The organism is Synechococcus sp. UW69 (assembly GCF_900474185.1).
Taxonomy (GTDB): domain Bacteria; phylum Cyanobacteriota; class Cyanobacteriia; order PCC-6307; family Cyanobiaceae; genus Parasynechococcus.
Map to the genome: position 1 here is coordinate 659,135 of NZ_UCNW01000008.1, position 12,769 is coordinate 671,903.

The 12,769-nt window shown below is 60.7% G+C and carries 13 protein-coding genes; 6 read left to right on the forward strand and 7 right to left on the reverse strand.

From position 1 onward, the window contains the following. Window positions 1-13 precede the first annotated feature (13 nt). Together DXY29_RS07320 and DXY29_RS07325 are read left to right on the forward strand one after the other, a co-directional pair. Window positions 14-562 (forward strand): bifunctional nuclease family protein, encoded by a 549-nt coding sequence (locus DXY29_RS07320; protein ID WP_115024079.1) that lies wholly within the window; start codon window positions 14-16, stop codon window positions 560-562. Then, complete coding sequence (locus DXY29_RS07325; RefSeq protein WP_115024080.1) at window positions 559-1,680, forward strand: aldo/keto reductase; 1,122 nt, start codon at window positions 559-561, stop codon at window positions 1,678-1,680. The genes DXY29_RS07320 and DXY29_RS07325 overlap by 4 nt, the downstream gene beginning before the upstream one ends. On the opposite strand, the gene DXY29_RS07330 is transcribed toward DXY29_RS07325, so the two are convergent. The 5 genes from DXY29_RS07330 to topA are packed head-to-tail and all read right to left on the reverse strand — an operon-like array spanning window position 1,669 to window position 7,639. Next, window positions 1,669-2,679 (reverse strand): ABC transporter substrate-binding protein, encoded by a 1,011-nt coding sequence (locus tag DXY29_RS07330; RefSeq protein ID WP_115024082.1) that lies wholly within the window; start codon window positions 2,677-2,679, stop codon window positions 1,669-1,671. The two genes, DXY29_RS07325 and DXY29_RS07330, sit on opposite strands and share 12 nt — an antisense overlap. Further along, entirely contained in the window at window positions 2,676-3,875 is a 1,200-nt protein-coding gene (locus DXY29_RS07335; protein WP_115024084.1) for a nicotinate-nucleotide--dimethylbenzimidazole phosphoribosyltransferase, read from the reverse strand. The genes DXY29_RS07330 and DXY29_RS07335 overlap by 4 nt, the downstream gene beginning before the upstream one ends. Further along, window positions 3,847-4,500 (reverse strand): DUF2232 domain-containing protein, encoded by a 654-nt coding sequence (locus DXY29_RS07340; protein WP_115024085.1) that lies wholly within the window; start codon window positions 4,498-4,500, stop codon window positions 3,847-3,849. The genes DXY29_RS07335 and DXY29_RS07340 overlap by 29 nt, the downstream gene beginning before the upstream one ends. After that, complete coding sequence (locus DXY29_RS07345) at window positions 4,497-4,940, reverse strand: hypothetical protein (RefSeq protein WP_115024087.1); 444 nt, start codon at window positions 4,938-4,940, stop codon at window positions 4,497-4,499. Before DXY29_RS07345 ends, DXY29_RS07340 begins: the two co-directional genes overlap by 4 nt. After that, on the reverse strand, window positions 4,940-7,639 hold the full coding sequence (gene topA / locus DXY29_RS07350) for a type I DNA topoisomerase (protein ID WP_115024088.1): 2,700 nt from the start codon (window positions 7,637-7,639) through the stop codon (window positions 4,940-4,942). Before topA ends, DXY29_RS07345 begins: the two co-directional genes overlap by 1 nt. Window positions 7,640-7,750: 111 nt before the next feature. On the opposite strand from topA, the gene DXY29_RS07355 reads away from it, so the two are divergent. From DXY29_RS07355 to DXY29_RS07365, 3 genes are read left to right on the forward strand one after another with little or no spacing between them, the layout of a single operon-like run. Further along, window positions 7,751-9,322: an NAD(P)H-quinone oxidoreductase subunit N gene (locus tag DXY29_RS07355; RefSeq protein ID WP_115024090.1), complete on the forward strand. Its 1,572-nt coding sequence runs from the start codon at window positions 7,751-7,753 to the stop codon at window positions 9,320-9,322. After that, window positions 9,315-10,001, forward strand: a complete 687-nt coding sequence (locus DXY29_RS07360) for an ABC transporter ATP-binding protein (RefSeq protein WP_115024092.1) — start codon at window positions 9,315-9,317, stop codon at window positions 9,999-10,001. Before DXY29_RS07355 ends, DXY29_RS07360 begins: the two co-directional genes overlap by 8 nt. Before the next feature lie 31 nt (window positions 10,002-10,032). After that, window positions 10,033-10,419, forward strand: coding sequence for a response regulator transcription factor (locus DXY29_RS07365; protein WP_115024093.1), 387 nt, complete (start codon window positions 10,033-10,035; stop codon window positions 10,417-10,419). Here the strand turns inward: DXY29_RS07365 and DXY29_RS07370 are convergent. Both DXY29_RS07370 and DXY29_RS07375 read right to left on the reverse strand, forming a co-directional pair. Further along, on the reverse strand, window positions 10,361-11,551 hold the full coding sequence (locus DXY29_RS07370) for a PAS domain-containing sensor histidine kinase (protein ID WP_115024095.1): 1,191 nt from the start codon (window positions 11,549-11,551) through the stop codon (window positions 10,361-10,363). The two genes, DXY29_RS07365 and DXY29_RS07370, sit on opposite strands and share 59 nt — an antisense overlap. A 15-nt stretch (window positions 11,552-11,566) precedes the next feature. After that, window positions 11,567-11,953, reverse strand: a complete 387-nt coding sequence (locus DXY29_RS07375) for a PAS domain-containing protein (RefSeq protein WP_115024097.1) — start codon at window positions 11,951-11,953, stop codon at window positions 11,567-11,569. 85 nt (window positions 11,954-12,038) lie between these two features. On the opposite strand from DXY29_RS07375, the gene DXY29_RS07380 reads away from it, so the two are divergent. After that, window positions 12,039-12,767 carry a response regulator transcription factor gene (locus DXY29_RS07380; protein WP_115024099.1) on the forward strand — a complete coding sequence of 243 codons (729 nt, stop codon included), beginning with the start codon at window positions 12,039-12,041 and terminating at the stop codon, window positions 12,765-12,767. Window positions 12,768-12,769 lie beyond the last annotated feature (2 nt).

The window sequence follows — 12,769 nt, forward strand, 5'->3', positions numbered from 1 at the left end:
CCACGCCGACGACATGGTCGAAATGAGCGTCGCCGGAATTGCCCTCGATGCCGCCAGCCGCACCCCCATGGTGCTCCTGCGGGATCCAAGCGGCCGACGTCAAGTTCCGATCTGGATCGACCAGGCCCAAGCCCACAACATCATGGCCGGCCTACAGGGCGGAGCACCACCGCGGCCTCTCAGCCATGACCTGATGGCAGCTCTGCTGGTAGCTGGAGGGCTCGAGCTGGAGCGCGTGATTGTCCATGCGATCGAAGACAGCACCTTTCACGCAGTCTTGAAGCTGCGACCTGATCTGGACGAAGGGGAATTAGCCGAAGACGAAGCACTGGAACTCATTGAAGTGGATGCCCGACCCAGCGACGCCATCGCGCTGGCGATCAGAACTGGGAGCAGCATTTGGATGCTGGAGGAAGTTGTAGCTGAAGCATCGATTCCGGTGGATGCGGAGGCCGATGCAGAAGATCAAAGTGCCTTCAGCCGTTTTGTCGACGACCTCAGCCCTGCCGCGCTGGTGCGCCATCTGCGCAACCAGGACAACGAAGCCCCCTCGGAGGAGTGAAAACCCGCGCCTTTGGTAGCGGGCGCCCCGTCAGCCTGTTCAGCCTGGGAACGATGCGAGCCCTCGACTCAGGCTCCCAGATGGCGGAGGTGCTCGACGCGGCAGCGGCAGCGGGGATCAACCACCTTGAAACCGCCCCTGCCTATGGACCTGCCGAACGTTTTCTGGGAGAGGCTCTTCGACAGAACACCCGGAGAGCTTCAGACCACTGGGTGATCACCAGCAAACTGCTGCCGGGATTGACCTTCGAGGAGGGACAACGTCGCCTTGACCAGATCCTGGAGCGCCTGGGCTGCCCACACCTCGACAACCTTGCCGTCCATGGCATCAACCGGAAGGACCACCTTGACTGGGCTCTGGTGGGGCACGGTTCCAAACTTCTCGACTGGGCCCTCAACAGCGGCCGCGTCACCCAGGTGGGCTTCAGCAGCCATGGCAGCAATCCGCTGATCGATCTGGCGCTGCGCAGCCAGCGATTCACCTTCTGCAGCCTGCACTTGCATTGGCTTGACCCCAAGCGGCTGCCCTTAGCCCACTGGGCATTGAGCCATGGGATTGGCGTGATGGCGATCTCTCCCGCTGACAAAGGAGGGCGCCTGCAGGCACCGAGCCCAACGCTGGTGGAGGACTGCACCCCGTTTGCGCCCTTGCAACTGGCCTACAGATTCCTGCTGTCGCAGGGCATCAGCACCCTGACTGTTGGTGCTGCCGTTCCCGATGATCTCCAACTCGCTGTAAAGCTGGCGCAAGCAGATGGCCCGCTCAACGATGCAGAGCACCAGGCCTTATTCACGGCACAGGCGCGCCAGGAAGAACGGCTCGGCCAAGAGCAATGCAAACAGTGTCAGGCGTGCCTCCCCTGTCCAAAGCAGGTTCCGATTCCCGAACTGTTGCGTCTGCGCAACCTGGCCATCGGCCATGAGCTCAACGCTTTTGCGCAGGAGCGTTACAACCTGATCGGTCGTGCAGGCCACTGGTGGGAAGAGCACGATGCCTCTGCCTGTGAACGCTGTGGGGAGTGCCTGCCCCGATGCCCACATCAACTGCCCATCCCTGATCTGCTGGCGGACACCCACCAACGGTTGGTGGCTTCACCGCGACGACGTCTATGGAGCTGAATCACTCCAGAGGCGTTCTAACTCCTCCCGCCCTTCCGGCGGCAGCGGCGGCAGCGACCAACAGCGTGACCAGGTGTCGGCGGGAGGAAACAGCAAGGGCTGAAGACGAGCAGGCAGAGCGTTTTGATCCGCCATTGCCCCTGGCATCGAATCTGACGAGGTAATTGGGGCACGCCAGCCCAGCTGAACGAGGCGGCGGCGCAGGGGATCCCGCCAACCCTGTTCAACCCAGCCTTGGGGCACCGGCTCGCGGCTGGCTTCCGGTCGAAGCAGAACGGTCCAGTGCAAGGGTGCGCCGGATTCGGGCAGAACAGCCCGAAGACGCGGATCCCGTCTCAGCAGAGCGATGCAACGGTTGAGCGGGAGAACAACCACCCGGGCATCGCCCTTGAGGAGCCAATTGCTGGCCTGACGATCATCAAAGGTGAGCACCTGTCGACGGAGCTGGCTCAACGCCTGCCCCCCACCCAAATGGTCCGCCAGGCTCAGCACCAGTCGGGGGCTGGCGGGCAGCACCACACGCCCTGCCAAGGCGGAATCCAGCAACAGGGGCCAACCCTCCTGCGCCACGGCCCCGTCATCCCGCAGCAACATCACCCAGGGACTAACGGCCAGCGGCAACACCCGACCCTGCAGCGCCCCCAGCCCTCCCAGCAAAGACTTGGCCTGGCCATCCAACTGACGGAAAAGCGGTTCAGAAGCAATGGGCTGCAGCGTGTCAGGTGAGTGGGCGTCGAGCCACCCATCCCCCATCACCAGCAGATCGGCGCGCGCCCGATCCTGCGGCGTCCAGTCCTGCGGCGATGGAGCAAGCGTCAACCGCCATGGCTTGGGCAGAGCATCAGCCCACGGTTTCGGCAACACTCCAGCCGGTGCCATCAGGGTTGGAGCCTCTGTCGCCTGACGACAGCCCGCCAGCACAACTGACCACGTCGCCCCGATCATCTGGAGCACATGGCGCCGGCTCAGGGGACCCAACCGCTCACTCCAGACGTTCATGGCGTTGACGTTACGGGGCGGTTGAGCAGCTGCTCCAAAGCACGCTCACAATCCCGCACCAGGTCGGAACAAGTGCATCCGCGCAGCTGGGCAAGCAGCAACAGTGCACCGGCCCCCACACCTTCTTTCACGTATCCCCGCTCATAGTCCAGCAACGGCTGATGGGTGCTGCTGTGAAAGCGGACGCCACAGGCCAGGACGGACAGTGAAGTATCCACAAGGCCTGCGGTGGCATCCACAAGCCCCCCCAAAGGGGACTGGCTTGTGGATGCGGCCCCCTCATCAGCGAGCCAACCGGTTGTGCCGATGAGCACTTGAGACGCCAGGCGTTCCCGCTGACTTGCAGGCAAGGCCTGCATCGCAAGAGCCAGAACAGCCAGCATCTGGCAACCCCCACCCAGCAACAGCGGTTGTCCCGCCGACACGGCTCCCACCAACACCCCTGAAGCAAAGGCCTGAAAGGGGTCACCGACAGCGGCAAGAATCTGCTCGGGGGCAGGATGCGCTCCGAGCGATGCTCTTTGCAGACCTCTTGTCACCAGCGCTTGCTTGAGCTGCTGAGGGGGGTGACGTGCACTGCCGCTGATCAGATGGGCGACCTCCACGCCGAGGGCCGTCAGCACCGCTTGAGCGGTTGTGGTCCCTCCAGGAACACATTCCGCGAGCACCAGGGGGCGTTGCAACCGCCTGCCCAAGAGCTCTCCACGTCGCCAAAGGTGCTGCACCCGCGGCAACGGCATCGCCGCTCCGCTCGACAGACACGCCGATGGCCCCTGATCCAGGGCTTCAATCTCCAGGTGGGGGAAATCGGGTCTCTGCGTTAGGCCGAGAGCCGCCACCTGCGGGTTCAACTTCAATCGGCGCACCGCAACATGGCTGAGCAGGGCGGGGGAGACACCAGCGGGCAGCGGCGGCAGAGGCCAACGGCGCTGCCCAGCCGGCCCATGGATCAGGAGCTCCGCATCAGCAAGGGCCGTAAAGCGACGCGAGGCCGCTGTCGAGCCTGCGGCAGAGATTCCCTCATGCTCCGCCGTCTGCGTGGCAGCCAGCACCAGTAACAGATCCACGGATTGATCCCTGGACTTCCAGGGATGGAGGGACTCCTCATGCAGAGGGCTTGCTCCGCGACGTCCCAGCTGCTGACAGCCCTGGGGCAACACGGACGGATCAGAGGGGGTCGAGGGCAACGAGTCCATGCAGCAGCCTCGGAGGCTCCGGAATCGGTGATCGCAGGCGGGGAAAAATCCAGTACGCCAGAGCATGCAGCGAAAGGACGTAGATGACCTCCTGAACCACCACCAAGAGCAGCGCCATCAACTGAACCTGGGTGAGATCGGGGGTGATCGGAAGATGAAGCGCCACGATCACTCGGTCGAGCAGAGCAGAACCTGCACGGGTGATGACGACCCAGAGGTTTTCTCCCACCAGCAACGAGAGCACCACAACTCTGACCAGGAAGCCTGCTGTTCCAAGAACGACTCCGCCCGACCAGCTCAGCCACCAGCTGACACCCCGGCACCAGCTCCAGCCCAGCCACAGTGATAAGAGCCCGTAAGGGAACAGCAGAAGTGGGCCACGCAATGGACCCATCAGCGCTGTGAGCAGCAGCACAGAAAGCAGCAGACCCTCGGCACCGGAGCGGCTGCCACGGCGCAACTGCAGCAGGATCAGTGGAAGAGGCAGGGCCAGGCGGAAGAGAGCACCACCCACCGGGAGGTAGTAAAGAGCCAGCCAAATCAGACCCGTCGCAGCAGCGAGATAAGCCCCCTCAACCAGCCTCAGTGCCTGCTGGCGACTCAACCGGGGGGTTTCTGCGGTCATGGCTCTACCCGCTCAATCCGTTCAACCGCAAAGCCGACATCCGCCTCACGCAGAGCTCGGGTGACGGCCTCAGCAGGCGCCGCGGGATCGGCTCCGGCCAAACGGATGGTGATCCGGTAAGGCGCCTGGGGCAGACGTTGTGATGCGGTTGGCCGAGGTGTTGTCTCCGGTGTTGTCTCCGGCACTGTCTCCTGCGAATCCTGAGAAACAGGGGCAGAGATCGCTGGGGTTGGAGAGTTCGGCTCTGCAGGGGATGCAGCCTCAGGTGCCGATCCAGTGGAACGGTCCCCCGTTGGGCTGGTCTTGGACGCCTGAACTGGCGCAACCTGCATCGGCCTGTCTTCAGGCACCGCAAAGGACCGTTCCAACTGCTCGGCGACCGGTGTCCCTGCACAGGCCTGCAGAAGCCCGACGGGCAGCATCCAAAGCAGACGGGGCATCAGTTTTCAGCTGGCTTGATCACCCGCACCGCACTGGCCCTAAGACGACCAGTCTTTGTGGTGGCGGGGGGTTTTTTAGCCGCAGGCTTTTTGGCTGCTGGCTTCTTTGCCGCTGTTTTTTTGGCGGCGGTTTTGCGCGCGCCCTTTTTCGAGGCCGCCTTGGCGGCGAGCAGTTCTACCGCTTCCTCGAGGGTCACATCATCAGCACCCTTGCCTTCCGGCAGCGAAGCATTCACCTTGCCCTGCTTGACATAAAGGCCATAGGGGCCGTCATAGACCTGAATCGTTTCATCACTACCCTCCGGCTTGCCGAGGTCTTTAAGGGCGGTGCGTCCACCCCGCCCACGTTTGGGCATGGCCAGCAACTCGAGAGCACGGCTCAGTCCCACCCCCAGAACATCGTCATCGCCCTTCAAGGATCGGTAGTCCTTCTCGCCCTTGCCTTTATCCCAAACCACGTAGGGGCCAAAGCGGCCCAGCCCCGCCTGAATGCGCCCACCATCCGGGTGCTCGCCCAGAAGACGCGGCAACCGCAGTAGTCCAAGCGCATCCTCCAAGGTGAGGTCCTCAGGCTTCTGTCCCTTGGGAAGGGACGCGCGTTTGGGCTTGGGATTCTCATCACTCACCTGCCCCCGCTGCACATACGGGCCGTACTGACCGAACAGCAGGTAGACCAGGTCACCCGTTTCCGGATCCTCGCCAATGGATTCGGGGCCGTCAGCCTTCTGTTTGAGGATCAGTTCGGCCTGATCTTCATCCAAATCAGCCGGGGTGATCTCCCGGGGCAAGGTGGCCTTGATCAGCTCCTCCTCACCATCGTCGCTGACGCGTTTGGCCTCCAAATAGGCGCCAAAACGGCCGATGCGCACCACGGAGGACAAACCCTCGAGGTCGATGGTGCGGGATGCACCGGGATCGATGTCCCCTTCCCGCTGCTGAACCTGGGTTTCAAGACCCTCATCACCCTTATAAAAGCCCTCCAGATAGGGAAGCCACTGCACCTTGCCGTGGGAGATCTCATCCAGAGTGTTCTCCATCCGAGCGGTGAAACTGGTGTCGACCAGCTCGGGGAAATGCTCCTCCAGCAACGCCGTCACAGCAAAAGCGGTGAAGCTGGGGGTGAGTGCATTGCCCAGGAGCGTGGCGTAACCACGATCAACGATCGTTCCGATGATCGAGGCGTAGGTCGAGGGCCGGCCGATGCCCTCTTTTTCCAGCATCTTCACGAGGGAAGCCTCGCTAAACCGTGCCGGGGGTTGGGTCTGATGACCCAGCGGCTCAACAGCCTTCGGCTTTGGTGCATCCCCAACGCTCAGCGCCGGCAACAACACTTCCTGACCTTCAAGTGCTGCATCCGGATCATCACTTCCCTCCACGTAGGCACGGAAGAAACCGGGAAAGTCAATGCGCTTGCCGCTGGATCGGAAACTGGCTTCTCCTGAACTGAGATCCACCGACAGCATCGTCAGCCTTGCTTCGGCCATCTGGCTGGCCACGGTGCGCTTCCAGATCAGTTCGTAGACCGCCAGGTCTCTCCCATCGAGGCCGGTTTCGCCGGGGGTGCGGAAGCTTTCGCCTGAGGGACGAATCGCTTCGTGAGCCTCCTGGGCGTTGCGGGCTTTGGTGCTGAATTGCCGCGGCCCCTTGCTCAGATACTCCTTGCCGTAAAGGCTCTCAACACAGCTGCGCGATGCATTGATCGCTTGATCAGACAAATGCACCGAGTCGGTCCGCATGTAAGTGATGAAACCGCGTTCGTAGAGCCCCTGGGCACAGCGCATGGTTTCCCGGGCTGAGAGGCGTAGCTTGCGATTGGCCTCCTGTTGGAGGGTGCTGGTGGTGAAGGGAGGCACCGGCTTGCGCACGGTGGGCTTCTCCTCCACCGCATCCACCGTCCAGGCGTTCGATCGCACGGTTTCAGCCAAGGCCTTGGCCTCGCTCTCACTGAGCAGCCGAACGGCACTGCCCGCCTTCAGCCCACCGGTGCTTTCATCAAAATCATTGCCGGTGGCAATGCGCTGTCCACCCACGTGAGTGAGCTTGGCCTCAAAGGCACTGCCCGACTGCTCGAGCTTGGCCTTGAGGTCCCAGTAACTTCCGCTGCGGAAGGCCCTGCGGGCCCGCTCCCGTTGCACCAGAAGCCGAACCGCAACGGACTGCACACGTCCCGCGGAGAGCCCCCAGGCCACCTTTTTCCAGAGGAGAGGAGAAAGGGTGTAACCCACAAGGCGATCGAGGATGCGCCTGGTCTCCTGGGCGTGGACCAGCTCCATATCGAGATCGCGGGTCTGATCCAGCGCTTTGCCGATGGCTTCCTTGGTGATTTCGTGGAACACCATCCGCTTCACAGGCACCTTTGGAGCCAAAAGCTGCAGCAGGTGCCAGCTAATGCTCTCTCCTTCCCGGTCTTCGTCCGTTGCCAGCAGCAACTGATCAGCACCCTTGAGGGCGTCTTTCAACTCCCGAACCACTTTTTTCTTGTCCTTCGGGACCACATACAGCGGATCAAAATCCGCTTCCGTGTTCACGCCAAGGTTGGCCCACTTCTGCCCTTTGGCAGATGCCGGAATCTCGCTGGCGTTGTTGGGAAGGTCGCGGACATGCCCCATAGAGGCTTCAACTTTGAATCCCTTGGGAAGGAAGCCACGGATGGTCTTGGCCTTCGTGGGGCTTTCAACGATGACGAGGGTGTGCGCCACTAGCGGCAAGTGAACCGTTCCCCTTCTTTATCGCACCAAGCATCTCTCTGCATGTCCGTCTGCGCGTCAAGCGCCGCTACAGTCGCCGCAGCGCAACGGTTCCAGGCTGCCATGCCCGACATGGGTGCATTCCTTCTCGCCACCCAGGCCATGGCCGCCCCTGGTGAGCTGCTGAATCTCTCTCTCAATGCCTCCGCAGTACTGCCTGAAGGCGCAGTGCTGCTGGCGATGATTGCCACCCTCTTGGTGGACCTGGCCGGTGAAAAGGTCGCCACACGTTGGGTACCCCCGATTTGCTATCTCGGCTTGGGCAGCTCCCTTGTCCTGCTGGCCTTGCAGTGGAATGCGCCCCTAGAGCCCTCGTTCCTCGGGGCCTTTCTCGCCGACAACCTTGCGGTGGCCTTCAGGGCTGTCATCGCCCTGTCCACCCTGCTGTCGCTGCTGATCAGCTGGCGCTATGCCGAGAAGAGCGGTACTCCTGTTGGCGAATACGCAGCCATCCTTCTCGCCGCCACACTCGGGGCGATGCTGCTTTGCGGCGCAACAGATCTGGTGAGTGTGTTCATTTCACTGGAGACGCTCTCCGTGGCCAGCTACCTGCTGTCGGGCTACATGAAGCGGGATGCCCGCAGCTCCGAAGCAGCGCTCAAATATTTACTGGTGGGTTCGGCAGCTGCGGCTGTTTTTCTCTATGGCTCCTCGTTGCTGTACGGCCTAAGCGGCAGCACAAGCCTCGACACCATCGGACTCGCCCTGCAGACCAGCACCACTCCTCTCGCCGCCTTGGCATTGGTATTTGTGCTGGCCACAGTTGCCTTCAAGATCGCTGCAGTTCCCTTCCACCAGTGGACTCCAGACGTCTACGAGGGCTCTCCAACCCCTGTGGTGGCTTTCCTGTCCGTGGGCTCCAAAGCTGCGGGTTTTGCTTTAGCTCTCCGCATCCTCGTTGGCTGTTTTGGTGCCTTCGATGGCCAGTGGAAGCTGTTGTTCACAGTGCTGGCCGTTCTGAGCATGACCCTCGGAAACGTGGTGGCTCTGGCACAGACCTCAATGAAGCGAATGTTGGCCTACAGCTCCATCGGCCAGGCCGGCTTCGTGATGATCGGCATGGTCTGCGGCACCGAAGACGGTTTCGCCGCGATGGTTCTGTATATGGCGGCGTACCTGTTTATGAACCTCGGGGCCTTTGCCTGCATCATTCTCTTCTCCATCCGTACGGGCAGTGATCGGATTTCGGATTACGCCGGTCTTTACCAAAAAGATCCCCTCATCACTCTTGGCCTGAGCCTCTGTCTGCTCTCCCTGGGTGGAATCCCACCGATGCTTGGTTTCTTCGGAAAGATCTATCTGTTCTTTGCCGGTTGGGCGAACCACCAATACCTGTTGGTGGTGGTCGGCCTGGTCACTTCTGTGGTCTCGATTTACTACTACATCTCCGTCATCAAGATGATGGTGGTGAAGGAGCCCCAAGAAGCTTCCGATGTCGTCAAGGCCTACCCAGAGGTCAACTGGTCCTTGATGGGCATGCAGCCTCTGCGTGTTGCTCTGATTGGTTGTGTAGCGATCACCGCTGTTGGAGGGATCCTCTCCAACCCCCTCTTCCAGTGGGCCAACACAGCAGTTTCAGGCACACCACTGCTGCAGCAAGCCATCGCTCTGTCCAGCTTGAAAGGCCTTGGCTAAGGGATCACAAGCGGCAGTCGCTGAACTCAATGAAATCAGCAAGATCTATGGATCCGGTGATCTCGAGGTCAAAGCACTTGATCAACTGAATCTCACCGTCCGGGAGGGGGATTACCTGGCGGTTATGGGAGCCAGTGGATCCGGCAAAAGCACGGCGATGAATATTCTTGGCTGTCTCGACCGGCCCACTCGTGGGTCTTACCGGCTGAATGGAGTGGCCGTGGAACAGTTGGACGACGATGCGTTAGCGGACGTCCGTAACCGCTCGCTCGGGTTTGTCTTTCAGCAGTTCCATCTCCTTGGTCATGCCAGCGCCATGGAGAATGTGATGCTGCCGATGATCTACGCGGGAGTTCCGAAGGACGAGCGCATTGAGCGCGCCCAAGCGGCCCTAAGCCGCGTTGGCCTAGCGCAGCGTCTAGAGAACAAGCCCAACCAGCTGTCCGGAGGTCAGCAGCAACGGGTTGCCATCGCCAGGGCCATCATCAATCGCCCCAGCCTTCTGCTGGCGGACGAACCCACTGGCGCCCTTGATTCCAGCACCACCGCCGAGGTGCTGGAGCTGTTTGATGAACTTCACCAGCAGGGCATCACCTTGGTGATGGTCACCCATGAGGACGATGTTGCGGCCAGAGCGCAGCGGATTGCGCAGTTCCAGGATGGTCGGGTGCTCAAGTGATGACCACAATGGGTGCAGTGCTCCAGCAGTAATGGAAGAGACCCCTAAGGCTCTTCGTGTTGCACTCGTTGAGGATGACCCGCGCATTCAGCAACTGATCTGCGCTGAAATCACCGATGAGGGGCACGACTGCTTCAGCTTCGGTTCCGCAGAAGACTTCCTCGACGCAGCAGGCTCCGACAGGTTTGATCTGGTGCTGTTGGACCTCATGCTGCCGGGCATGGACGGCTTGACCTGTCTGAAACAGCTGCAGCTGAAGGCAGCCTCAGGAGCAGCCCGGAGGGTGGTGATCGTGACGGCTCTCAATGATGACGACAAGCGACGCGAGGCTCTCTCCAACGGAGCAGAGGCCTACGTGCTCAAGCCGGATCTGTTCGAACAACTGCCTCAACTGCTCCGGATGCCGTCGATGCCCTGAGCCTGAGAAGCAACCGCACGATCGTGGATGTTCCTTGCGATGAGGGCTGCTGGTGGAGGGTCAGCATTCCTCCACACCCACTGACCAGTTCGCGCGCCAAGGCGAGCCCCAATCCAGGGCCCTCCACCTTGTCGCCATCCCGGTCAGGCTTGCCCCGGGAAAAAGGTGACGACCACCGTTCCAGAGCCTCGGAAGGCACAGGGGCATCAAGGCTCTGACTGGTGAACTCCAGGATGCAGTGGTCCAGCCCGTCGCCCCCAGCAAAGGTGAGCTCAATCGGCATGGATCGATCGCCGTGCTGACAGGCGTTGTCGAGCAACTGATCCAACGCCAGCATCAAGGCCCTTGGATCGGTTTGGACCACCACGTCATCCCCGCATTCCAGAGCCTGCAGCTTGAGATTCGGAGCTAACTCCCGGGAGGCGTCATACCAGCGCTGAAGCAGAGGCCCCAAGGGGTGGTCGCCACAGCAGACCAGATCCGGATCCACCTCCAGGCGCGTTAGCAGCGAGAGATGACCGATCAACTTTTGAATCCTGGCCATTTCCTCTCGAGCCATCGTGAGGCGGGAGCTCACTGCGTTGGAAAGGTTCTTCAACCGAGCCATCCGTTGCAGATTTCCGCTCACGATCGCCAGGGGCGTGCGCAGCTCATGGGTCAGATCGGTCATGAAGCGCTGCTGCTGAACCAGGGCCCGTTCCTCGGGGCTGAGGTCGCGCAACGACAGCAACAGGAACGACGACTGAATCAACTCGACCGGCCGCCAACGCAACAACTGCACCTGTGATCCATCTCCATCCCGAGACAGCACATGACAACGACTCTCTCCAGAGGTTCGCGGCAAAGGCATCTGAGGATCCAACAGCTGAAGAGCTGTTTTGGCGTGAGCATCCAAGGGCCTGAGCTTCAGAACATCAGCCAGGGTTTGATTCACCACCTGAATCGGAACCCCTCCCACGAACAGTTCAGCAGAGGCTTGATTGGCCCAGTGGATCCTGCGATCCACATCGACGATCACCATGGCTTCGCTGGCCGCATCGAAAGCGACCTGCAGCATTCCAAGGGACTGCCGCAGTTGCGCGATCAGTTCACTGTCCCTCGAGGATGACGAAGAGGAGGCTGAGCTGTTCATGCCAGACGGCTCATCTCAGCACGATTCCATCAAAGGTCGCAGCGTTGCTGCAAACGACCAGCTGCCGTCATCGTGTTTCTCAGCCACGATGAAATGTTCACTCTCAATGGCATGCCCATCCGAGCAAAACGTTGCCAGTTTCAACGGGTGATTCAGCACCTTCGACACCTCCGTCAGTTTGAAACGAGCAAACCCAGCGTGATGAGAATCGCGAAAGCTTGGAGGCAGGATCAGACCGAGGGATTGACCGAGTAGAGCTGCTTCGGTCCAGCCGTAAACGGCCTTAAAAGGTTCGTTGATTTCCTGCACGATTCCGGAAGCATCAGCACGAACAAACGGGAGGTCTTCCTGCTCTCGGAGTGCTCGGATTCGATCCTCTGTCCAGGCTCCTGGTGACGACATAGCGAAAAGCAGCCGATTTCAATGTAGGGACAAAATCTTTGAAATTACTTTCTGTGCCTAGAGTGGAATCAGGTTTTGAGGCCGGATGTCACTGGAATCCCAGCCCCGTCTCCGTGTCCTTCTTGTTGACGACGAACACAAACTGACCGATCTGCTTCGTCTGGAGCTTGATGTTGAGGGGTACGACGTTGATGTCGCTTCTGATGGAGCGACCGGCCTGATCCGCAGCCGCTCCGAACCTGCTCCCGACCTGATCATCCTTGATTGGAACTTGCCGGACTTCAGCGGCATCGACATCTGTCAGCGCATCCGAGCCGGGGGAATCACCATCCCAATCCTGATGCTCACGGGGCACGACGAAATCACCGATCGGGTCAAAGCTCTGGATGCCGGGGTTGATGATTACCTGGTCAAGCCCTTTTCCATCGACGAATTGATGGCGCGGCTGCGTGCCATGCACCGCCGCGCTGAAACGTTCTCAGGGCCCGCCAATGGATCCGACGTCAACGAAGTTCTCCAGGTCGCCGACCTCTCCATGAACACCCGGACCCGGGATGTGAAACGTGGAGATCGAGCCATCAAACTGTCCGTGAAGGAATACGACCTGCTCAATTTCCTGATGCGAGGTGCCGGCAGGGTGCTGGAACGTCAGGAGATCATGCATGGGGTCTGGGGAGAAAACTTTTACGGAGACGACAACCTCCTCGATGTCTACATCCGCTATCTGCGTCAAAAAGTCGAACTGGACGATGCTCCAGCCCTGATCCATACCGTCCGCGGCGTTGGATTCATCCTCAGGGAACAATCGAGCTGAGA